18 protein-coding genes and 1 pseudogene are annotated in these 22,406 nt (G+C 69.5%); 4 read left to right on the top strand and 15 right to left on the bottom strand.

The window, feature by feature from the left end; translation table 11 throughout:
• Window positions 1–93: 93 nt before the first annotated feature.
• The gene (locus AC5Y4H_RS20065) at window positions 94–1,071 is read left to right on the top strand and encodes a serine hydrolase (RefSeq protein WP_499984316.1); all 978 of its coding nucleotides are present in this window, start codon (window positions 94–96) and stop codon (window positions 1,069–1,071) included.
• Here AC5Y4H_RS20065 and trmD read toward each other — a convergent pair.
• The 5 genes from trmD to AC5Y4H_RS20090 all read right to left on the bottom strand — a co-directional run bounded on the left by trmD (window position 1,068) and on the right by AC5Y4H_RS20090 (window position 3,785).
• Window positions 1,068–1,793, bottom strand: a complete 726-nt coding sequence (trmD, locus tag AC5Y4H_RS20070; protein WP_499984318.1) for a tRNA (guanosine(37)-N1)-methyltransferase TrmD — start codon at window positions 1,791–1,793, stop codon at window positions 1,068–1,070. The genes AC5Y4H_RS20065 and trmD overlap by 4 nt on opposite strands.
• Window positions 1,794–1,802: 9 nt before the next feature.
• Window positions 1,803–2,330: a ribosome maturation factor RimM gene (rimM, locus tag AC5Y4H_RS20075; RefSeq protein WP_499984319.1), complete on the bottom strand. Its 528-nt coding sequence runs from the start codon at window positions 2,328–2,330 to the stop codon at window positions 1,803–1,805.
• 24 nt (window positions 2,331–2,354) lie between these two features.
• Window positions 2,355–2,597 carry an RNA-binding protein gene (locus AC5Y4H_RS20080; protein ID WP_003878715.1) on the bottom strand — a complete coding sequence of 81 codons (243 nt, stop codon included), beginning with the start codon at window positions 2,595–2,597 and terminating at the stop codon, window positions 2,355–2,357.
• Window positions 2,598–2,605: 8 nt separating this feature from the next.
• Window positions 2,606–3,127, bottom strand: coding sequence for a 30S ribosomal protein S16 (gene rpsP / locus AC5Y4H_RS20085; RefSeq protein ID WP_499984320.1), 522 nt, complete (start codon window positions 3,125–3,127; stop codon window positions 2,606–2,608).
• 238 nt (window positions 3,128–3,365) lie between these two features.
• Window positions 3,366–3,785, bottom strand: coding sequence for a nuclear transport factor 2 family protein (locus tag AC5Y4H_RS20090; RefSeq protein ID WP_499984322.1), 420 nt, complete (start codon window positions 3,783–3,785; stop codon window positions 3,366–3,368).
• A 58-nt stretch (window positions 3,786–3,843) separates the two neighbouring features.
• Between AC5Y4H_RS20090 and AC5Y4H_RS20095 the strand changes: the two genes are divergently transcribed.
• Complete coding sequence (locus AC5Y4H_RS20095; protein ID WP_499984323.1) at window positions 3,844–4,725, top strand: D-alanyl-D-alanine carboxypeptidase family protein; 882 nt, start codon at window positions 3,844–3,846, stop codon at window positions 4,723–4,725.
• Here the strand turns inward: AC5Y4H_RS20095 and AC5Y4H_RS20100 are convergent.
• The 4 genes and pseudogenes from AC5Y4H_RS20100 to ffh form a co-directional block, all read right to left on the bottom strand.
• A complete protein-coding gene (locus AC5Y4H_RS20100) occupies window positions 4,722–5,324 on the bottom strand; it encodes a TetR/AcrR family transcriptional regulator (RefSeq protein ID WP_499984324.1) in 603 nt (200 codons plus the stop codon). The two genes, AC5Y4H_RS20095 and AC5Y4H_RS20100, sit on opposite strands and share 4 nt — an antisense overlap.
• 1 nt (window position 5,325) lies before the next feature.
• A pseudogene (locus AC5Y4H_RS20105) lies at window positions 5,326–7,171 on the bottom strand (N-acyl-D-amino-acid deacylase family protein).
• 154 nt (window positions 7,172–7,325) lie between these two features.
• The gene (locus AC5Y4H_RS20110; RefSeq protein ID WP_499984434.1) at window positions 7,326–8,402 is read right to left on the bottom strand and encodes a metal-dependent hydrolase family protein; all 1,077 of its coding nucleotides are present in this window, start codon (window positions 8,400–8,402) and stop codon (window positions 7,326–7,328) included.
• A 66-nt stretch (window positions 8,403–8,468) separates the two neighbouring features.
• Entirely contained in the window at window positions 8,469–10,025 is a 1,557-nt protein-coding gene (gene ffh, locus AC5Y4H_RS20115; protein WP_499984325.1) for a signal recognition particle protein, read from the bottom strand.
• A gap of 132 nt (window positions 10,026–10,157) precedes the next feature.
• Here ffh and AC5Y4H_RS20120 point away from each other — a divergent pair, with 132 nt between their 5' ends.
• On the top strand, window positions 10,158–10,952 hold the full coding sequence (locus AC5Y4H_RS20120) for an alpha/beta hydrolase (protein ID WP_499984327.1): 795 nt from the start codon (window positions 10,158–10,160) through the stop codon (window positions 10,950–10,952).
• 107 nt (window positions 10,953–11,059) lie between these two features.
• Window positions 11,060–12,808 (top strand): DEAD/DEAH box helicase, encoded by a 1,749-nt coding sequence (locus AC5Y4H_RS20125; RefSeq protein ID WP_499984437.1) that lies wholly within the window; start codon window positions 11,060–11,062, stop codon window positions 12,806–12,808.
• On the opposite strand, the gene AC5Y4H_RS20130 is transcribed toward AC5Y4H_RS20125, so the two are convergent.
• The 6 genes from AC5Y4H_RS20130 to smc all read right to left on the bottom strand — a co-directional run bounded on the left by AC5Y4H_RS20130 (window position 12,784) and on the right by smc (window position 22,358).
• Entirely contained in the window at window positions 12,784–12,915 is a 132-nt protein-coding gene (locus AC5Y4H_RS20130; RefSeq protein ID WP_499984328.1) for a hypothetical protein, read from the bottom strand. The two genes, AC5Y4H_RS20125 and AC5Y4H_RS20130, sit on opposite strands and share 25 nt — an antisense overlap.
• 5 nt (window positions 12,916–12,920) lie before the next feature.
• Window positions 12,921–15,410, bottom strand: a complete 2,490-nt coding sequence (locus AC5Y4H_RS20135; RefSeq protein WP_499984330.1) for a [protein-PII] uridylyltransferase — start codon at window positions 15,408–15,410, stop codon at window positions 12,921–12,923.
• Window positions 15,411–15,455: 45 nt separating this feature from the next.
• Window positions 15,456–15,794, bottom strand: a complete 339-nt coding sequence (gene glnB / locus AC5Y4H_RS20140) for a nitrogen regulatory protein P-II (RefSeq protein ID WP_003878721.1) — start codon at window positions 15,792–15,794, stop codon at window positions 15,456–15,458.
• Entirely contained in the window at window positions 15,791–17,179 is a 1,389-nt protein-coding gene (locus AC5Y4H_RS20145; RefSeq protein WP_499984440.1) for an ammonium transporter, read from the bottom strand. The genes glnB and AC5Y4H_RS20145 overlap by 4 nt, the downstream gene beginning before the upstream one ends.
• A gap of 192 nt (window positions 17,180–17,371) precedes the next feature.
• Window positions 17,372–18,706, bottom strand: coding sequence for a signal recognition particle-docking protein FtsY (ftsY, locus tag AC5Y4H_RS20150; protein WP_499984331.1), 1,335 nt, complete (start codon window positions 18,704–18,706; stop codon window positions 17,372–17,374).
• A 55-nt stretch (window positions 18,707–18,761) separates the two neighbouring features.
• Complete coding sequence (smc, locus tag AC5Y4H_RS20155) at window positions 18,762–22,358, bottom strand: chromosome segregation protein SMC (RefSeq protein WP_499984333.1); 3,597 nt, start codon at window positions 22,356–22,358, stop codon at window positions 18,762–18,764.
• Window positions 22,359–22,406 lie beyond the last annotated feature (48 nt).

Here is a 22,406-nt window from a genome sequence, read left to right on the forward strand (position 1 = left end):
GAACGCGCTACCCGCACAGGAGCGTGATGGCCGGTGCAGGTGGCGCGAGGGGCCCGCTGTTGCACTGTGCCGAGGTCACGCCGGAGGAGGGGCATGCGGGTACATCCGCTGACGCTGATCACCGCCACCGCGGCGGTGACGTTGGTGGTTGCCGCCGGTTCCGAGGCGCTGGTCCAGGCAAAGGTGTACAGCCTGCCAGTCACCGCACCCGTTCGGGTCGTCTCCGCGCCGCCCACCTCGGCGCCCCCCCAGTCGGCCGCGCTGATGGTCGAGGCGGCCGCTCCCCCGCCGCAGGCCCAGGCGCTACCGAGTCCGGGATTCGGTCAGCTCCAGGCGCGCGTCCAGCACGCCGCCGACGAGGCCGCCGGCAGCGGCGCCGCCCTGTCAGTGGCCATCCTCGATCGATCCACCCATCAGTTGATCGCGAACGGAAACAGCCAGGTCATCGGCACCGCGTCGGTAGCCAAGTTGTTCATCGCCGACGACCTGCTGCTGCACGAAAGCGAGGGCAAGACACCGCTGAGCGCCGATGACCGCCAGGCCCTGGACATCATGCTGCAGTCGTCCGACGACGGCGCGGCCGAGAGGTTCTGGGGTCAGGGCGGCGGAGCCGCCATCATCACCGAGGTGGCCGCCCGCTACGGCCTGTCCTCCACCACCCCGCCCGGCGATGGGCGGTGGTGGAACACCATGAGCTCGGTGACCGACCTGATTCGCTACTACGAGATGCTGCTGGACGGATCGGGTGGCCTGCCGGCCGATGACGCCAAGATCATCGTCAACGACCTGGCGCAGTCCACCCCCAACGGGCTCGACGGCTACCCGCAGCGATTCGGCATCCCGGACGGCCTGTACGCCGAGCCGGTCGCGGTCAAGCAGGGCTGGATGTGCTGCATCGGCAGCGACTGGATGCACCTGTCGACCGGGGTGATCGGCGCCGACCGCCGCTACATCATGGTGGTTCAGTCCCTGCAGACCACCGATGACGCCACCGCCCGCGACACCATCACCCGCGCGGTGAAGACGATCTTTCCCGAGGGCCGCATCGACGCGCCCCGACACGGTCTCTAAGGAGTCCCATCGGCGTCCGGCTCGACCCGACGGCCGGGCTCGAGCAACTCGGGGCGGCGTTCGCGGGTGCGTTGTAGCGAGATCTTCCGGCGCCACGCCGCGATTCGCGCGTGGTCACCCGACAGCAGCACGTCGGGGACCTCGAGCCCACGCCAGCTCGGCGGCCGGGTGTAGCTGGGCCCCTCCAGGCGCCGGTCCAGCCGCGGGGAGTGCGAATCCTCCTGGTGCGACGCGGGATTGCCGAGTACCCCGTCGAGCAGGCGCAGCACGGCCTCGATCATCACCACCGCCGCCGACTCGCCGCCGGGCAGCACGTAGTCGCCGATGGAAACCTCCTCGACCCGCATCCGCCGCGCGGCATCCTCGATGACCCGCTGGTCGATGCCCTCGTAGCGACCGCATGCGAACACCAGGTGGGTCTCGACGCTCCAGCGGGCGGCCGTCGCCTGCGTGAACAACCGGCCGGCCGGGGTGGGAACAACCAAAAGCGTTTCCGCAGAAGCGATCTCGTCGAGCGCCTCACCCCACACCGGCGCCTTCATCACCATTCCCGGGCCGCCGCCGTAGGGCGAATCGTCCACCGAGCGGTGCACGTCATGCGTCCAGCGCCGCAGGTCGTGCACTTGCAGATCGACCAGGCCGGACTGAATCGCCTTGCCCGGCAACGATTGCCGCAGCGGATCCAGATAGGCCGGAAAGATCGTGACGACGTCGATTCTCATACCGAAGGCCTACAGGTCCAGCAGGCCTTCGGGCGGGTCGATGTCGACGGTTCCGTCGGCCAGCGACACCGCCGTGACGATCGCAGTCACGAACGGCACCAACACTTCCCGCTCCTGGTCACCCGTCTCGCACCGCACCGCCAGCAGTTCACCCGCCGCGGTGTGCAAAACCTCGGCCACGACACCGACTGGTTGTCCCGCGGTGGTGCGCACGCGCAGGCCCTCGAGCTGATGGTCGTAGTACGTGTCCGCCTCGTCGATGTCGGGCAAGTCCTCGGAATCGACGACGAACATGGTGCCGCGCAGCGCGTCGGCCGCGTCACGGTCGGTGACGCCGGCCAGGCGCACCAGTAGCCGGCCGCCGTGCTCGCGCACACTCTCGATGACACAGCTGCGTTCGGCGCCGCCGCGAGACAGCTTGGCGCGCAACGTGTTACCGGGCGAGAAACGGGCGTCGGGATCGTCGGTGCGGATCTCCACCACCAGCTCGCCGCTGACGCCGTGGGCTTTCACCACGCGCCCGACGGTCAACTCCAAGGGAGTTCCATGAGCAGCGCTGGCCTACTGGTCGGTGTCCACCACGTCGACACGGATGCCGCGCCCGCCGATCCCGGCCACCAGCGTGCGCAGCGCGGTCGCGGTGCGGCCTCCGCGGCCGATCACCTTACCCAGGTCGTCGGGATGAACGTGGACCTCGACCGTCCGCCCGCGGCGGCTGGTCACCATGTCCACCCGGACGTCGTCGGGGTTGTCGACAATCCCGCGAACCAGGTGCTCAACAGCGTCAACGACAACCGTACTCATCGCCGCGGTCAGCTTTCGGTGGTCGGCTCGGCCTGCTCGCCGCCCTCGGCGGGCGCCTCGGCCTCAGCGGCGGTCTCCGCGGGCGCCTCGGCCGCGGCCTCCGGCTCAGCAGACTCTTCTGCGGCCTTCGCGGCCTTCTTGGCGGGGGCCTTCTTCTTCGGCTTCGCGGCCTCGGTGCTCGGACCGCCGTCGGCCTCGGCCAGCGCGGCGTTGAACAGCTCCAGCTTGCTGGGCTTGGCCGGGGCGACCTTCAGGCGGCCCTCGGCGCCCGGCAGGCCCTTGAACTTCTGCCAGTCGCCCGTGATCTGCAGCAGCTTGCGGACGGGCTCGGTGGGCTGGGCACCCACGGACAGCCAGTACTGGGCGCGCTCGGAGTTGATCTCGATCAGGCTCGGCTCTTCCTTCGGGTGGTAGCGGCCGATGACCTCGATGGAGCGGCCGTCGCGGCGCGTGCGCGCGTCGGCGACGGAGATGCGGTACTGGGGATTGCGGATCTTGCCAAGCCGGGTGAGCTTGATCTTCACAGCCATGGTTAAGCGCTCCTGTGTGTGTCACGCTGCAATTCGGCGATCGGGGCGGGATGCCCGGATCCGGTTTTGCCTCGCGTGTATGACCGGTCGGCGATGCGTGATCGCTCGGCGGACAGCCGCCCATTGTGCCAGACCAGGGGCGGTGATCAGAAATCGCGGACGCGGCGATCGCAAGCGCGGCGGGTCAGCCGGAGCGGCGCAGCCGCGCGCGGCGGGTCACCGCCATCGGACACGCGCCTCACATCACTTTCTGGAAGACCTTGGTCTCCGCCCGCCGCGTCATACGCCAGCCGTCGGGCGTGCGCACGAACTCGTCGTCGTACCAGAGTCCGCAGAACAGCACCTGGTCCTTGTCGCCGCCCAGCACCATCGGGTTGAAGCAGATCACCCGCGACGACGCCTTGTCCCCGTCGATCCGGACCGAGAAGTTGCCCAGCATGTGCGCGTAAACCGGGAAGTTGGGCAGCACCTCGGCCAGCCACTTCTTCACCTCCGGGTAGTGGCCCTCGATGCCGCCAAGCGCTGTGTAGTCGATGTAGGCGTCGGGCGTGAAGACCTTGTCCAGGTCGTCGAATCGCCGCTGGTCGATTGCGGTGGAGTAATCCACCAGAAGCTGCTGGATCTCGAGGCGGTCGGATATCTCGGCCAGGCTCAACATGCAACGGACAGTACTGAACATCGGACTCGGACACGGGCGGAAGTTAGACTTTGCGGCCATGCGGAAGCTCACGGCCACAGCCGCTACCCTGCTCGCGCTCGGTACCTGCGCCGCCACCGTCACCTTGTCCACCGCGTCGGCCGACAACACGCAGCCGGTCGGCTCGATCCCGATTCCCGACGGCCCCGCGCAGACCTGGATCGTCGCCGACCTCGACAGCGGCCAGGTGCTGGCCGGTCGCGACCAGAACGTGCCGCACCCGCCGGCGAGCACCATCAAGACGCTGTTGGCGCAGGTGGTCCTGGATTCGGTGAGCCTGGACTCGACGGTCGTCGCCGACGTCGCCGACACCCAGGTGGAGTGCAACTGCGTCGGCATCAAACCGGGCCGCACCTATACCGCGCGCCAACTCCTCGACGGCCTGCTGCTGGTCTCGGGTAACGACGCCGCCAACACCCTGGCGCACATGCTGGGCGGGCCGGACGTCACGGTCGCCAAGATGAACGCCAAGGCGGCGTCGCTGGGCGCCACCAACACGCACGCGGCGACGCCGTCCGGCCTGGACGGCCCGGGCGGTTCGGGCGCGTCGACGGCGCACGACCTGGCCGTCATCTTCCGCGCAGCGATGGCCAACCCGGTGTTCGCGCAGATCACCGCCGAGCCGTCGGCGATGTTCCCCGGCGACAACGGCGACCACCCGATCACCAACCAGGACGAACTGTTGCAGCGCTATCCCGGCGCGATCGGCGGCAAGACCGGCTTCACCAACGCCGCCCGCAAGACCTTCGTCGGCGCCGCCGCGCGCGGTGGCCGCCGGCTGGTGATCGCCATGATGTACGGGCTGATCAAGGAGGGCGGCCCAACGTACTGGGATCAGGCGGCGACATTGTTCGACTGGGGTTTCGCGCAGAGCCCGCAGTCCAGTATCGGCTCGCTCTAGAAGGCGGGATCCTCAAGAGCCGCTCTCAGCAGCGCCGTCAGCACAGGGATCCGCTGTTCGTCGAGCTCCGGCTGCGGGATGATGCTTTGCACCAGAGCGGCGCCGTCGAAGACGTTCGTCAGCAGTCCGACGATCACCGGGAACTTGTCCTTGGGGAACCGCTCCGCACCCGGCAGCGTCCGCGCAGCATCGATGATCTTCTCGGCATACTGCCCGAGTTCCTGCTGCAGGGTGGCCTTGAGTTTCTCGTCGGTACGCGCGGCGACCAGCAGTTCGTAGAGCACTGCGTTCCCCGGACTGTGGGTGATATCCCGCAGAATCGTCAGGCCCGCCTCCAGCGGAGGCTCCTCGGGCGGTATCGCGGCGACCTGCTTGATGCCCCGCTCCATCAGGCGGCGCAGCACCTCCGATGCCGTGGCCGCCATGAAGTCGCCCATGGTGTCGAAGTGCCGGAACAGCGCGCCCACCGACACCCCGGCCCGCTTGGTGATCACCGCGGCGGACGCCCGGGCGTAGCCGACCTCGATGATGGTTTCGATGCAGGCGTCCAGGAGCCGTCCGACGGTTTCTTCGCGCCGCTGCTGCTGGGTTCTGGCCATGTCAGGCGTTGACTGTCCGCGCTCCGCGCTCCCTGCGGACGCGCTCCCCCGCCCGCAGGTAGCGGCCCGACCGCACGGATTGTCCGTAGCCGTCCCGGAATTCGCCTTTGAGGTGGCTTCCGCCGAAGACGACGACGCCGCCCACACCGGTGGCGACGACGGCGTCGTCGTTGCGGTTCACCATGCGCCGCAGGCCGCCGTAGAAGGGCACCGCTTCCTCGTGGTAGCCGTCGACGGATTCGTTGAGACCGGCCGGGTCGATCACCACGAAGTCCGCACGGTCACCCTGCCGCAGCGTGCCGGCGTCGACGCCGAACCACTCCGCCAGTTCACCGGTGAGCCGATGCACCGCGCGCTCGATCGACATGAACGGCGCGCCGGCGCGGTAGGCGTCGCGGGTGCGCTTGAGCATCCGCAGTCCGAAGTTGTAGAACGCCATGTTGCGCAGGTGCGCCCCGGCATCCGAGAAGCCCATGTGCACGCTGCCTTCGTTGGCGAGCGCGTCCAGCAGTTTGGGGCGATGGTTGGCGACGACGGTCGTCCACCGGACGTTGCGTTCACCGTTTTCGACGAGCACGTCCAGGAAAGCGTCGAGCGGGTGCAGCCTGCGCTCGTCGGCGATCGCGCCAAAGCTCTTGCCGATCAACGACTTGTCCGGGCATTCGACGATGACCGCGTCGTGGAAGTCGCGGTGCCACAGCGACGGTCCGAGCTTGATGCGGTCGAATTCGCGCCGGAACTTGCGGCGGTACTCCTTGTCCGCCAGTAACGCGTTGCGGTCCAACTGGTCTCGCAGGTGCAGGGCGGCCGTTCCGGCGCCGAACTCCTCGAAGACCGGCAGGTCGATTCCGTCGGAGTACAACTCGAACGGCACCGGCAGGTGCTGGAATCGCACTTGCGAGCCCAGCAGCTTGTTCAGCAGACGAGTCCCCGGGCCGAACACGTAGACCGACAGCGGCATCGACTTGGCGTCGGCGGACACCAGCATGCTCATCCGGACGCCCTTACCCCGGTTGAGCAACCGGCTGCTGGCCAGGAAGAAGAGCATTCCGGTCGACGGCTTCGCCACGTTGGGGGCGCTTTGCAGAATCCGGCCACGCTTGCGCAGGACCTTGATCAGCCTGCGCCGTTCCCGCCACGTCGCGAAGGTGGACGGCAGCGCGCGTGAGCGGAACCGTTCGCCGTCGAGTTTGTCGATGGGCGCGTCCATCCCGGACATGCCGAGCAGACCGGCGTCGAGGGCCTCGTCCAGCAGCTCGGCCATCTTCTCCAGCTCGCCCTCGGTGGGCCGCGCGGTGGCGTCGGTGGCCCGATCCAGCCCCAGCACCGCGGCCCGCAGGTCCGAATGACCAAGCAGTGAACCGACATTGGGCCCCAGCGGCAGGGCGTCGATGGCCTTAGCGTACTCCGCGGCCGTCGACCAGGTCCGGTGGGAATCCAGCGCGCCGAAGACGTATTCGCGGGGCACCGCTTCGACCCGGCTGAACAGGTCGGCGGCGTCCTGGGAATCGGCGTAGACCGTCGACAGCGAGCAGTTGCCCAGCAGCACCGTGGTGACGCCGTGGCGCACCGACTCACGCAAGCCGGGATCCAGCAGCACCTCGGCGTCGTAGTGGGTGTGCACGTCAAGGAAACCCGGGACGACCCACTTGCCGGCCGCATCGATCACCTCGGGGCACCCGGTCTCATCCAGCGCCTCCGTGGAGACCGTGGCCACCACGCCGTCGCGGATACCGAGCGTGCGCGTCAGGGGTGGGCTCCCCGTGCCGTCGAACCACAATCCGTCGCGAATGATCACGTCGTAGGCCATGGTTCCTCCATGTCGTCGATTGCCGAAACGCTAACATAGATAGCAAGCGCTCGCAATCTTTTTACCCGCCGGCACAACCAGCGAAGTATTCGGTGCCGGTGGTAAGTGTGCGTCATCGAGGCAAGCCGGAGCCGCAATCGCGGTAAGCTCGGCGCGGCGGGGCGGCCGTGCGCCGGCCCCGCGGCGCGCGGCTAGGCCGGTGACCGGAAGATGTTGCCGCGCAGCATGATCAGGTCGGGGCTGTTCAGCACGGCGATGCCCGAGCGCGGATCGCTCGGGTAGCACAGCAAGTCCGCCGAGGCGCCGTGATCGAGGCCGGGCCGGCCGAGCCATCGGCGCGCGTCCCAGCACGCCGCGCCCAGCGCCTCGGTTGGGCTCATCCCGATGCTCTTGAGCGCTTCGACCTCGTCGGCGATGCGCCCGGGCGCGACCATGGTGCCGGCGTCGCTGCCCGCGTAGATCGGCACGCCCGCGTCGCGGGCCGCCGCGATCCGGGACAGCCCGCGCGCATGCAGGTCACGCATGTGCGCGGCATACGCGGGGTACTTCGAGGCGGCGTCGGCGATTCCGGGGAAGTTCTCCACGATGTTGACCAGCGTCGGGACCAGGACCGTCCCGTGCTCGACCATCAGCTCGATGGTGTCGTCGTCCAGGCCGGTGCCGTGCTCGATGCAGTCGATGCCGGCGCTGATCAACCCGGGCAGGGCGTCCTCACTGAAGACGTGCGCGGTGACCCGGGCGCCGTGGGCGTGCGCGGTCTCGATCGCGGCCTTGAGCACGTCGTCGGACCACAGCGGGGCCAGATCGCCGACGCTGCGGTCGATCCAGTCGCCGACCAGCTTGATCCAGCCGTCGCCGCGCTTGGCCTCTTCGGCCACCGCCTGCGGCAGTTGCCATTCGTCTTCCAGCTCACGTGAGAAGCCCGCCGCATACCGCTTGGGTCTGGCCAGATGCTTTCCCGCACGGATGATGCGGGGCAGATCGTCGCGGTCGTCGAGGCTGCGGGTGTCGGTGGGCGACCCGCAGTCGCGTAACAGCAGCGCGCCGACATCGCGTTCGATCTCGGCCTGGGCGATCGCGTCGTCCAGCGGAATCTCGCCGTGATCGCCCAGGCCGACGTGGCAATGCGCGTCGACGAGCCCGGGCACGATCCAGCCGCCGTCGAAAACCGTGTCGGCACCCGCGACGGGTTCGGCGCTGATGCGGCCGTCGACGATCCACAGTTCGATCTCGGTTTCGTCGGGCAACCCCACGCCCCGCACGTGCATGCGCACCGGGCGGCTACCTGCTTCCCGTCCAACGGTGACGACCCACTCCGCGCGGCACAGCCGTCGTCACGGCTTGCCCGGGAACTTCAGCTTGGACAGATCGAAATCGGCCAGCCCGGGCGGCAGTTCGTTGAGGCCTTCGGGCATCTGTGACAGATCGGGGAATCCGGCGGGCATGCCGGCGCCCAGCGGGTTGCGCGCCTTCGGCGGCGTCGGACCGCGTCCGCCCTTCTTGCCCTTCTTGCCGGCCTTGCCCTTCGCGCCCTTGGACTTCCGCGTCGCCGACTTGCGGCCGATACCGGGAATGCCCATGCCGCCGAGCATCGACGACATCATCTTGCGGGCCTCGAAGAAGCGGTCCACCAGCTGGTTGACCTCGGACACGGTGACACCCGAGCCGTTGGCGATGCGCAGCCGCCGCGACGCGTTGATGATCTTGGGATCGGCGCGCTCCGCGGGGGTCATGCCGCGGATAATGGCCTGCAGTCGGTCGAGCTGGCGATCGTCGACCTGGGCCAGCGCGTCCTTCATCTGTCCGGCTCCGGGCAGCATGCCCAGCAGGTTGCCGATCGGACCCATCTTGCGGATGGCCAGCATCTGTTCCAGGAAGTCCTCGAGGGTGAGCTCGCCGGTTCCGATCTTGACGGCGGCGGCCTCGGCCTGCTCGGCGTCGAAGACCTGCTCGGCCTGCTCGATCAGGCTCAGCACGTCGCCCATGCCCAGGATGCGGCTGGACATCCGGTCGGGGTGGAAGACGTCGAAGTCCTCCAGCTTCTCGCCGGTGGAGGCGAAAAGGATTGGGACGCCGGTCACCTCGCGGACCGAGAGCGCCGCACCACCGCGCGCGTCGCCGTCGAGCTTGGTCAACACCACACCGGTGAAGCCGACGCCCTCGCGGAACGCCTCCGCGGTGGTGACGGCGTCCTGACCGATCATCGCGTCCAGCACGAACAGGACTTCGTCGGGATTGATCGCGTCGCGGATGGCCGCGGCCTGGGCCATCAGCTCGTCGTCGATACCCAGGCGGCCGGCGGTGTCGACGATGACGACGTCGAAGTGCTTGGCCTGCGCCTCGGCCAGTCCGGCCGCCGCAACGGCGACCGGGTCGCCGGGCCCGGATTCGGGGGAAGCGCCCGGATGCGGCGCGAAGACCGGAACCCCGGCGCGCTCACCGACGACCTGCAGCTGGTTCACCGCGGCCGGGCGTTGCAGGTCGCACGCGACCAGCAGCGGGGTGTGCCCCTGCCCACGCAGCCAGGCGGCCAGCTTGCCGGCCAGCGACGTCTTACCGGAGCCCTGCAGACCGGCGAGCATCACCACGGTCGGCGGGGTCTTGGCGAACGCGAGCCGACGGGTCTCCCCGCCCAGGATGCCGATGAGTTCTTCGTTGACGATCTTGACGACCTGCTGCGCCGGATTGAGGGCACCGGAAACCTCGGCGCCCTTGGCGCGGTCCTTGATCCGGGTGACGAAAGCCCGCACCACGGGCAACGACACGTCGGCTTCCAGCAGCGCCAGCCGGATTTCGCGAGTGGTGGCCTCGATATCAGCGTCGGTCAACCGACCCTTGCCGCGCAGCCCTGCGAGGGCACCGGTCAATCGGTCGGACAGCGATTCAAACACCCCGCCAGCCTAGTGGGGGCCTCAGGCCGGTCGCCCGGCGCAGGCTCGGCGACACATAAAACACGCAGAAGACACGCCGGGTAACGCCGCCGTGGCTTATGTTTCGGCAGGAGACGGCGAAAGGTCAGGCTCATGCTCGAGGTGATCGACAAGGGGTCCTGCAGCGAGGCGCATCCGGTGCCGCTGCTCTTTGTTCACGGCGGCTGGCATGGCGCGTGGTGCTGGGAGCACTTTCTGGACTTCTTCGCCGACGCCGGCTACCGCGCGGTCGCGATGAGCCTGCGCGGGCATGGCGCGAGCCCCACCTCCAAACCGCTACCGAAGGTGTCCATCGGCGACTACATCGACGACGTCCGTTCGGTCGCCGACGACCTGGGCGGCGGGCCGGTCCTCATCGGCCACTCCCTCGGTGGTTTCGTGATCCAGCGCTACCTCGAAGATCGAAGCGCGCCGGCCGCGGTGCTGGTGGGCTCGGTGCCGCCGCAGGGGGTACTCACCCTGGCGTTGCGGGTGTGGCGGCGGCGGCCGTCGATGACGATGGAGTCGTGGAGCGATCCCACGCTGCTGAAGTTCCTCGCCACCCCGGCACTCGCCCGTGAATATCTGTTCTGCGCCGACACGCCCGAGGCCGTCGTCGAATCCTGCCGGCAACGTGCCGGGGCCGAGAGCGTTCGCGCGGCCATGACTGACCCGATCCTCCGCCGCGTGAAAACCAAGCGGGTGACCACGCCGATCTTGGTCCTGGGCGCCGAGTACGACGGCTTCGTCAGCGTCCGCGAGGTGCGCAACACGGCGCGCGCCTACCGAACCGAACCGGAATTCTTTTCCATGGGCCACAACATGATGCTCGAACCGGGCTGGGCCGACGTTGCCGGACGCATCCACGAATGGCTGCAGAACCGCGAAGCGGTTAGCCCGCCACGATAGCCGGTCGAGTCGTTACTGCGCCGAAAAGCGTTGGCGTGCTAGATTTCACAGCCGCGACTCAATAGAGTCAGCCGCGTCGGCGAGCAACGAACGGGGGGCCTGTGTCGATGCCGCTCAGCGACATCCAGGCGCGCGCCGACGGCGATCCCAGCGACACCGGCGTGCTGCGTGGCTGGCAGCGCAGGGCGCTGGTGCGCTACCTCGCCGCCCGGCCGCGTGACTTCCTTGCGGTCGCCACGCCGGGCTCGGGGAAGACGACGTTCGCCCTGCGGGTGGCGACCGAACTGCTCGCCCAACGGACCGTCGAGCACGTCACCGTCGTGGTGCCCACCGAGCACCTGAAGGTGCAGTGGGCGCAGGCCGCGCAGCGCTACGGCCTGGCGCTGGATCCGAGGTTCTCGAACAGCAACCCGCGGATCGCGCCGGAGTACCACGGCGTGATGGTCACCTACGCGCAGGTCGCCGCGCATCCGACGTTGCACCGGGTGCGCACCGAGCAACGCAGGACGCTGGTCATCTTCGACGAGATACACCACGGCGGCGACGCCAAGACGTGGGGCGACGCCATCCGCGAAGCCTTCGGCGACGCCACCCGCCGGCTCGCCCTGACGGGGACGCCCTTTCGTAGCGACGACAGCCCCATCCCGTTCGTGACCTACGAGGCCGGCCCCGACGGAATACGTCGTTCGCAGGCCGACCACACCTACGGCTATACCGACGCCCTCGCCGACGGCGTGGTCCGTCCGGTGGTGTTCCTCGCCTATTCCGGCGAGGCGCGGTGGCGCGACAGCGCCGGCGAGGAGCACGCGGCGCGCCTCGGCGAGCCGCTGTCGGCCGAGCAGACCGCACGCGCATGGCGCACGGCGCTGGACCCCGCCGGCGAATGGATGCCCGCGGTGATCACCGCCGCGGATCTGCGGCTGCGCCAATTGCGCACGCACATCCCCGATGCCGGCGGAATGATCATCGCCTCGGATCAGACCGCGGCGCGCGCCTATGCCGACCTGCTGGCGAAGCTGACCGGCGAGGCCCCGACGCTGGTGCTCTCCGACGACCCGGGATCGTCGGCACGGATCAGCGAATTCGCCGCGAGCACCGGCCGCTGGCTGGTCGCGGTGCGCATGGTCTCCGAAGGCGTCGACGTGCCGCGGTTGTCGGTCGGGATCTATGCCACCAGCGCCTCGACGCCGCTGTTCTTCGCTCAGGCCGTCGGGCGGTTCGTGCGGTCGCGCCGCCCGGGGGAGATCGCGAGCATCTTCGTGCCGTCGGTGCCGAACCTGCTGCAGCTGGCCAGCGAGCTGGAGGCGCAGCGCAACCACGTGCTCGGCGAGCCGCACCGCGTCTCCGAGGGCGATCCGCTCGAGGACGATCCCGCCACCAAGACGCAGGACGAGAAGAGCGACCTCGACAAGGGGTTCACCTCGTTGGGTGCCGATGCGGAACTCGATCAGCTCATCTTCGACGGATCGTCGTTCGGCACCGCCGCGGCGGCCGGCAGCGACGAGGAGGCGGACTACCTCGGCATTCCCGGGCTGCTCGATGCCGATCAGATGCGCAGGCTGTTGCATCAGCGTCAGGACGAACAGCTGCAGAAGCGGGCCCAGCTGCAGAAGGAGGGCGGCCCGCTGTCGGCCGTCGGTACCCCGCCCGCCACCGTGCATGGCCAGCTTCGGGAGTTGCGCCGCGAGCTGAACACCCTCGTCTCGATCGCCCATCACCGCACCGGCAAGCCGCACGGCTGGATTCACAGCGAACTGCGCCGACGCTGCGGTGGCCCCCCGATCGCCGCGGCGAGCCGCGAACAGCTGCGCGCGCGCATCGACGCCGTGCGTCAGCTCAACGCCGAGCATTCGTGAACGGCCGCCGCCGCCAGGCTCGCGGCGATCGCGAGCGCGGCGAGCCGGGCGAAGCGGGTCGCCGCCGTCAGGCTCGCGGCGAGCCGCGCGAAGCGGGTCGCCGCCATCAGCGTTAGTCGCCGACGGGTTCCTCGAGCACCTCGACCGCCGGCCCGCCCAGCACGGCCAGCAGGCTCTGCTCGACGCCGTCGCGCGCACCGTGCTCGGCGCCCGCGGCCGCGGCGTCGGCAGCTTCGGCCGGCACCGTCACGCAGAAGACGTCCGTCGCCGTCGAGCCGAAGGTGTTGACCTTCGCCCAGACGATGTCGGTGCCCGCGAGCTCCAGCGCGCGGGTGAGCAGCGCGAGCAACCCGAGCCGGTCCATCGCGCGGACCTCGACGATCAGCTGGTCGGGTGAGGCCGAGTCGACCCACAGGATGCGGGGCGGCGCGCTCGACCGCGTGACGGGCACCCCGACCTGAACCTCGCCGGCCCGGCTGGTCGCCGCGTTCACGGCGTCGCTGTCACGCTTTTCCAATGTGCCCAGCACGTCGACGTCGCCGGCCAGCGCGCCGGTGAACTGCTGGCGCAGCAAGCCCGCTTCCGGCGGTGAGCCGAACAGCGGCGACACCACGAATTCGACGATCGCGAATCCCTCGTGGGTGCTGGCCGAGGCCGAATGGATGCGCAGCGAGTTCAGCGCCAGCACCGCGGCGGCCTTCGATACCAGCCCCCGCTGATCCGGCGCGGCCATCACCACATCCAGACGCTCGCCGCCGCTGGGCTCGATGCCCACATGGACGCCACGATCGGCGGCCAGCAAAAGATATTGCGGCGCAGCGGGTTTCGCTTCGGGCAGCGGCTCCCCCGCCATCACCAGCCGGCAGCGCCGGACCAGGTCCTCGATCAGCGACGCCTTCCACTCGCTCCATACGCCGGGGCCGGTGGCTCTCGAATCCGCCTCGGTCAGCGCATGCAGGATTTCGAGCAGCAGCGCGTCCCCGTTCAGCGCCTTCACCACGCGCTCAATGGTGTTGGGGTCATTGAGGTCGCTGCGGGTCGCCACCATCGGCAGCAGCAGGTGGTGGCGGACCAGCTGCGCGAGCAACTCGGCCTCGGCCGACGGGATGCCCAGCCTCGGCCCGATGTCGAGCGCCAGGCCCGCGCCCAGCACGCTGTGGTCGACGCCGCGCCCCTTGCCGATGTCGTGCAGCAGTGCGCCGAGCGCCAGCAGGTCGGGTCGCGCCACCCGGGTGGACAGCGGTGCGGCGTTGACGGCCGTCTCGATGACGTGGCGGTCCACCGTCCATTTGTGCGCGACGTCGCGGGGCGGCAGGTCGCGGATCGCATCCCATTCGGGCAGCAGCCGGCCCCACAGCCCGGTGCGGTCGAGCGCTTCGATCGTCGCCACCGTGGTCGGCCCGGAGGACAGCACAATCAGCAAGTCGTCCAACGACTCTCGCGGCCACGGCACCGGCATCTCCGGCGCGCTGGTGGCCAGCCGGCTCAGCGTGGCGGCGCCTATCGGCAACCCCGTATCGGCCGACGCGGCGGCCAACCGCAAGACCAAACCGGCGTCGGCGTCGGGGCGCGCGTCGCGGGCAAGGACGATCTCCCCGGCATACTCGACGACGCCCTCGTCCAGCGGGCGGCGCTTGGGCCGCCGCACCAGGGCCGTCACCCCGCGCCGCGGCAGCGCGTTCTCGGCGGTCCGGATGCCGGTCTCGGCGTGGTAGGCGATGGTGCGCCCTGCATCGGATAGCTTGCGGGCCAAGTCAAATCGGTCTCCGATGTGCAGGGCTGCGCTGATCTCGTCGGCGTACTGGGCCTGCAACTGGTCGCGTCCGCGTCCCGACACCCGGTGCAGCTCGGTGCGCACGTCGAGCAGCGTCAGGTGGGCATCGTCGAGGGAGCCACCGGGTGATTCCGGCCGCGCCATGCCGTGGCGGTCGATCAGCTGGGCAACGCCCAGCGCGTCGAGCAATTGCACGTCGCGAATGCCGCCGCGGCCCGACTTCAGGTCCGGCTCGGCGCGCTGCGCGATCCGTCCGCACCGGTCCCAGCGGGCCTGCGTCATTTCCACGAGCTCGTTCATGCGGGAGCGAATTGCGCTGCGCCACTGCCGTCGTGCGCCGGCGATCAATTCGTCGGACAGCCGGGCGTCGCCGGCGATGTGGCGGGCGTCCAGCATGCCCAGGGCCGCGATCATGTCGGCGTTGGCGACCCCGAGGGCCCCGGAAACGGTTCTCACACTGTGGTCGAGCCGAACGTTGGCGTCCCACAACGGATACCACAACTTGTCGGCCACCGTGCCCAGCACGTCGTCGGACTTGTTGTCGTGCAACAGCATCAGGTCGAGGTCGGAGTACGGCAACAGCTCGTGGCGGCCCAATCCGCCGATCCCGACGATCGCGAAGCCGCTGTCGTCGGTGATTCCGATCTCGGCCGCCTTGGCCATCAACCACGATTCGTGCAGATCCAGCCAGGCGTGCCGCAGCTCGGCGGCGTGCAGCTTGCCGCCCCCAGACAAGAGTTGGCGCCGCGAGGCAGCCAAATCGACTGCCCCGCAGGCGCTTTCTGTCCCCGCCGGGTGCCCGGACGAGTCGGGGTCGTTCGGGGTCACGCCGTCGGCGCCCGCCCGGGTCCAATCAGCAATTGACGGCGGTTGTCATAGCGCATCGGTTCCGCGCTCGCCGGTGCGCACCCGCACAATGGTTTCCACGGGACTCACCCACACCTTGCCGTCACCGATCTTGCCGGTGCGCGCCGCCCGGACGATGCTGTCCACGACCTTGTCGACGATGGAGTCGTCGACGACGACCTCGATGCGCACCTTGGGCACGAAGTCGACCGAGTATTCGGCACCCCGGTAGACCTCGGTGTGACCCTTCTGCCGCCCGTAGCCCTGAATTTCGCTGACTGTCATCCCCAGGACGCCCGCGTCCTCCAGGCTGGTCTTCACGTCATCGAGCGTGAACGGCTTTACGATCGCGGTGATCAGCTTCATGACTGTTCTGCCTCCACTTTGTCGCCCACTCGCTCCTCCTCCAGGCCGTTGCGGGTATCCGCCACAGGGACCCGGGGCGGCAGAACCGAACCGGTAGCCACGGCGAAATCGTATCCACTCTCGGCATGCTCGGCCTCGTCGATACCCGCGGCTTCCGCCTCTGGGTTGAGACGAAGCCCGATCGTGTACTTCAGGATCAAAGCCAGGATCAGCGTAACCACCCCAGAGTAGATGAGGACACTGAACGCGCCGACTGCCTGCCGCTCGAGCTGGGCCCAGCCGCCGCCGTAGAACAATCCCTTGGACACCCCGGTGACACCGTTGATGGCCGGGCTCTCCGGCGCGGCGAGCAGCCCCACCAGCAGGGTGCCCGCCAAGCCGCCGACCAGGTGCACCCCGACCACGTCGAGCGAGTCATCGAAGCCCAGCTTGAATTTCAGGCCGACCGCGAGCGCGCACACGACGCCGGCCACCAGGCCCACCACCAACGCCCCGAGGACGTTGACCGACGAGCACGACGGCGTGATGGCGACCAAACCGGCGACGATGCCCGAGGCCGCGCCCAGCGTCGTCGCCTTGCCGTCGCGGATGCGCTCGGTGAGCATCCAGCCCAGCATCGCGGTGGCCGTCGCGACCGTGGTGGTCATGAAGGTCGACCCGGCGACACCGTTGGAGCTGGTGGCCGATCCGGCGTTGAACCCGTACCAACCGAACCACAGCAATCCGGCGCCGAGCATCACGAACGGCAGGTTGTGCGGCCGGAACAACGTGGTGGGCCAACCGCGCCGCTTGCCCAGCACGATGGCCAGCATCAGGCCCGCCACACCGGAATTGATGTGGACCGCGGTCCCGCCGGCGAAGTCGATCGCGTGCAGCTTGTTCGCGATCCAGCCGCCCTTCTCGGAGGCGAAGCCGTCGAACGCGAAAACCCAGTGGGCGACCGGGAAGTAGACGAACGTCGCCCACAGGCCGGCGAACACCAGCCAGGCGCCGAACTTCAGGCGGTCGGACACCGCCCCCGAGATCAGGGCGACGGTGATGATCGCGAACATCAGCTGGAACGCCACGAACACGGTGGCGGGCAGGGTGCCCGCCAGCGGGATGTCCGTCGCCGCAACGCCTTTGCTCGGGTCGGCGGCCACCGCGTTGACGCCGATGAGGCCCTTCAGACCCCAAAACGACGTCGGCTTTCCGACGACGCCGGCGCCGGCGTCATCGCCGAAAGCGAGCGAATAGCCGTAGAGCACCCACAACACGGTGACCACGCCCATCGCGCTGATGCTCATCATGAGCATGTTCAGCACGCTTCTGGCGCGCACCATACCGCCGTAGAAAAACGCCAGACCCGGCGTCATCAACAGCACCAGCGCGGAACTGGCCAGCATCCAGGCGGTATCGCCGGTATTGGGCTGGCCCAGTATTGGGTATGTCACTCGCAATCTCCTCCGGTCGGCCCACGACTGGCCGTCAGACGCACGTCTGATGACCTGTGCGAAGAACATTGCGAGATTGTTGTTTCGGCGATGGTGCCGCCATGTTTCGGCGGGATTAACGTCCCGCTCGTCGTGTAAGCGTTTTCAGCCGAGCAGCGCGTCGACGAAGGCGGCCGGTTCGAACGGCGCGAGATCGTCGGGGCCTTCGCCGAGCCCGACCAGCTTGACCGGCACGCCGAGTTCCTGCTGAACCCGAAAGACAATGCCGCCCTTGGCCGTTCCGTCCAGCTTGGTCAGCACCGCACCGGTGATCTCGACAACCTCGGCGAACACCCGGGCCTGGGCCAGCCCGTTCTGCCCGATGGTGGCGTCGAGTACCAGCAGCACCTCGTCGACCGCGGCGCGCCGTGTTACCACCCGCTTAACTTTGTCGAGCTCGTCCATCAGTCCGACCTTGGTGTGTAGCCTGCCCGCGGTGTCGATGAGCACCACGTCGGCGCCGGCGGCAATGCCCTTGTCGACGGAGTCGTAGGCCACCGAGGCCGGGTCGGCGCCCTCGGCGCCCCGCACCACCTCCGCGCCCACCCGCGACGCCCAGGTCTGCAGCTGGTCGGCTGCGGCGGCGCGGAACGTGTCGGCGGCGCCCAGGACGACGCGCCGCCCGTCGGCGACCAGGACCCGGGCCAACTTGCCGACGGTGGTGGTTTTTCCGGTGCCGTTCACGCCGACGATCAGCAGCACCGAGGGATGGTCGTCGTGCGGCAGCGCCCGGATCGACCGGTCCATGCCGGGCTGCAGCTCCTTGATCAGCACGTCGCGCAGCACGGCCTTGGCGTCGGCCTCGGTGCGCACGTCGCTGCTGGCCAGCCGGCTGCGGAGCTGCGTAATCACCGATTCGGCGACCACCGGGCCCAGGTCGGCGATCAGCAGCGTGTCCTCGACGTCCTGCCAAGCGTCCTCGTCCAGGTCCCCGCCGCCGATCAGGCCCAGCATGCTGCGCCCGAGCGCGTTCTGCGACCTGGCCAGCCTGCCGCGCAACCGCTCGAGCCGGCCCTCGGTGGGGGCGATCTCCTCGATCTCTTGGATGGGGGCTTCGGGCGCGGCCGGGGCTTCGGGTGCGGGCGGGGCTTCGGGTGCGGGCGGGGCCGCAACGTCCGGCGGTGGTGGGGCGGGGGCCTCGGGCGCCGGCTCGGGAAGCTCGACCTCGGAAATGGTGCGCCGCGGCGCGTCGCGGGGAATCGCCGCGTCGTCCCCTACCGCGGGCAGCCCGGTGGTGTCGAGCCGATCGGCCGTCGTGGTCTGGCTGAAGGTGATGCCCGAGGACGCGGTGTAGCCGCCGGACCGGTCGATCGCCCCGGGTTCGGGCCGGGTCGAGAAGCTGATGCGGCGGCGTCGATACCGCAGCAGGCCCAGGACCAGCGCGGTGATGACGACCAGGGCAGCGACGACCGCGATCGCGATCCAAAGACCTTGGGACACGCTGACATTGTTTCAGGGGCGGCGTTGGCGCCCGGCAGCCACCACCTTCGCGGCGCTACGACGAACTGGTGACCAGCTGCTCCACCTGCTGGCCACGCATCCGCTGGGAGATGACGGCGGTGATGCCGTCGCCCTGCATGGTCACGCCGTAGAGCGCGTCCGCGACCTCCATCGTCGGCTTCTGGTGCGTGATGATGATGAGCTGAGAACGCGCCCGCAGCAGCTCGAACAGCGAGATCAGCCGCCGCAGGTTGGTGTCGTCGAGGGCGGCCTCCACCTCGTCCATGATGTAGAACGGCGACGGGCGGGCCCGGAAGATGGCCACCAGCATCGCCACCGCCGTCAAGGCCTTTTCGCCACCGGACAGCAGCGACAGGCGGGTGATCTTCTTGCCCGGTGGGCGGGCCTCGACCTCGATGCCGGTGGTGAGCATGTCGTCGGGATTGGTCAGCCGCAGCCGTCCCTCACCGCCGGGGAACAGCACGGTGAAAACGTCGGCGAACTCGCGTTCGACGTCGGTGTAGGCCTCGCTGAACACCTGCAGGATGCGGGCGTCGACCTCGTCGACCACACCGAGGAGGTCCTTGCGGGCGGCCTTGACGTCCTCGAGCTGCGTGGACAGGAAGTTGTAGCGCTCTTCGAGCGCGGCGAACTCCTCCAGCGCCAACGGGTTGACCCTGCCCAGTTCGGCCAGCTCACGCTCGGCGCGCTTGGCCCGGCGTTCCTGGGTGGGCCGGTCGTACGGAATCGGCGCGGGGGCGAAAACCTGTTCGCCGCGCTCCTTGGCCTGTTCGTATTCGGCCATCTCCAGTTCCGAGGGCGGCAGTTGATTCTCCGGGCCGTACTCGGCGATCAGGTCGGCCGGCGCCATCCCGAACTGCTCGAGCACCATCTGCTCGAGCTGCTCGATCCGCATCGCCGCCTGGGCGTTGGCCACCTCGTCGCGGTGCAGCGAGTCCGTCAGCGAGGCCACCCGGGCGCTCAACGCGTTGACCTCGTCGCGGACCGCCGCCATCGCGGTCGCACGCTGCTGGCGTTCGGCGGCCAGCGCGTCGCGAATTGTGGAGGCGGCGTTGACGACGCCGTTCAACCGCTGCGCCAGTAGCCGCCCGGAGTCGGCCACCGCCGCCGCCACCGTGGCGGCGCGCAGCCGCGCCTCCCGCGCCTGCTGGGCCCGCAGCCGGGCTTCGCGTTCGGCCGCCGCCGCGCGGCGCAACGAATCCGCCCGCCCGCGAACCGCATTCGCGCGCTCTTCGGCGGTCCGCACCGCCAGCCGGGCCTCGACTTCGACGCTGCGGGCGGCCTCGGTGGCGGCGGCGATCTGCTGACGGTTCACGGGTTCTTCCGTCGGCGCGTGCTGGGTCTCCTGGGCGTTGCGCAGCCGGGTTTCCAGTTCGGTGACTTCGGCGACGGTCTGGGTCCGCCCCACCTCGAGTTCCTCGCGCTGCCGCAGCAGCCTGCTCCACTCGTCTTCGGACGTCCGGGCCTCCTGACCGAGCCGACCCAGCTGCTCGTACATCCCCGAGATCTCGCTGTCGGACTCGTTGAGCGCGGCCAGCGCCTGCTCGGCCGAGTCCTGACGGGCGATCTGCTCGGTCAGCGCGCCGGACAGCGCCGCGCTCAGCTGGGCCACCCGGGCCTCCGCGGCGGTGAGCTCGCCGCCGGCCTTGTCGATCTCGGAGGTCACCTCGAGCGTGGACGGCTTGCGATCCGACCCCCCACTCACCCAGCCGGCGCCCACCAGGTCACCGTCGAGCGTTACCGCGCGCAGGTGAGAGTGCGCCGCCACCAGCGCCAGGGCCTGGTCCAGGTCGTCGACCACGGCGACGCCGGCGAGCATGGCCGTGATCGCGCCGCGCAGCCGGGCCGGCGCGTCGATCAGGTCGAGCGCCCACACCGCGCCCGCCGGGGCGGCCTGCGGCGCCGGCTGATCGGCGGGCCAGTCGCCCAGCACCAGCGCGGCGCGGCCACCGTCGGCCGCCTTGAGCGCGGCGACCGCCGAACGCGCCGCGCCGAAGTTTTCGGCCGCCAGTGCGTCGGCCGCCGATCCCAGCACCGCGGCCAGCGCCGCCTCGTAGCCGGAGCGCACCTTGACCAGCTTGGCCATTGGGCCCAAAAGACCTGTGCCACCGTGGTTTTGGGTGAGCCAGGCCGCGCCGTCCTTGCGCTCCAGCCCGATCGCGAGCGCGTCGATGCGGGCCCGCAACGAGGCCACCTGGCGTTCGGCGTCCCGCTCGGCGGACTGCAGCTCGGCCACCCGCTCGTCGGCGAGCCGCAGCGCGACGACGGTGCGCTCGTGATGTTCGTCGAGGCCCACCTCGCCCTGATCGAGCTCACCGACGCGGCCCTGGACGGTCTCGAATTCCACCTTCGCCTGCTGCGCGCGGGCGGCGGCCTGTTCGATGCGTTCGGACAGCCGGGCCACGCTGTCGTCGATCGATTCGACGCGCGCTCGCATCGTCTCCACCTGACCGGCCAAGCGGGCCAGGCCTTCTCGGCGATCCGCCTCCGCGCGCACCGCCGCCATGTGGGCCCGATCGGCCTCGGCGGCCTCGCGCTCCCGCTCGGCCAATTCGGCGCGCGCGCCATCCAGCCGGGTGCGCGCCCCGGCCAGATCGGCGAGCAGCTGACGCTCGGCGACCGCGACCTGCTCGGCCTCGGCTTCCAGCGCGTCGGGGTCGGTGTCGCTGGTGGCAACCGGCTCCACATCCAGGTGCTGCGCGCGCTCGCTGGCGATGCGCACGGTCGCGGCGACCCGTTCGGCCAGCGCGGACAGCGCGAACCAGGTGTGCTGCACCGACTCGGCCCGGCTCGACAGTTCGCCAACCGCCGTTTCGTGCGTGGTCAGCTCCGCGGATGCCTCGGCCAGCCGCGAGGAGGCCTCGTCGTGGTCGCGACGCATCGCGGCCTCGGCCTCGAAGATGGCCTCGCGCTCACCCTGCCGGTTGACCAGGTCGTCGGCGGCCAACCGCAGCCGGGCGTCACGCAGGTCGGCCTGGATCGTCTGGGCGCGGCGCGCCACCTCGGCCTGGCGGCCCAGCGGTTTGAGCTGGCGGCGCAGTTCGGTGGTCAGGTCCGTGAGCCGGGCCAGGTTCGCCGACATCGCGTCGAGTTTGCGGAGGGCTTTCTCCTTGCGCTTGCGGTGCTTGAGCACGCCGGCGGCTTCTTCGATGAATGCACGACGGTCCTCGGGCCGCGATTGCAGGATCTCGTCGAGCTTGCCCTGCCCGACGATCACGTGCATCTCGCGGCCGATCCCGGAGTCGCTCAGCAGCTCTTGGACATCCATCAAACGGCAACTGCTGCCGTTGATTTCGTATTCACTGGCGCCGTCGCGGAACATCCGCCGGGTGATGGACACCTCGGAGTATTCGATGGGCAGCGCGTTGTCGGAGTTGTCGATGGTGACGGTGACCTCGGCGCGGCCCAGCGGGGCCCGCGACGAGGTCCCGGCGAAGATGACGTCCTCCATCTTCCCGCCCCGCAGCGTCTTGGCCCCCTGCTCCCCCATCACCCAGGCCAGCGCGTCGACGACGTTGGATTTGCCGGAGCCGTTGGGCCCGACGACGGCGGTGATGCCCGGTTCAAAGCGCAGAGTCGTCGGCGAGGCGAAGGACTTGAAGCCCTTCAGCGTCAGACTCTTGAGGTACACGGCGAGCCAGACTACCGCTCGAATCGCCCCGGACGGCTGCACCGAGGG

It is taken from the genome of Mycobacterium sp. NGS58 (assembly GCF_059812385.1).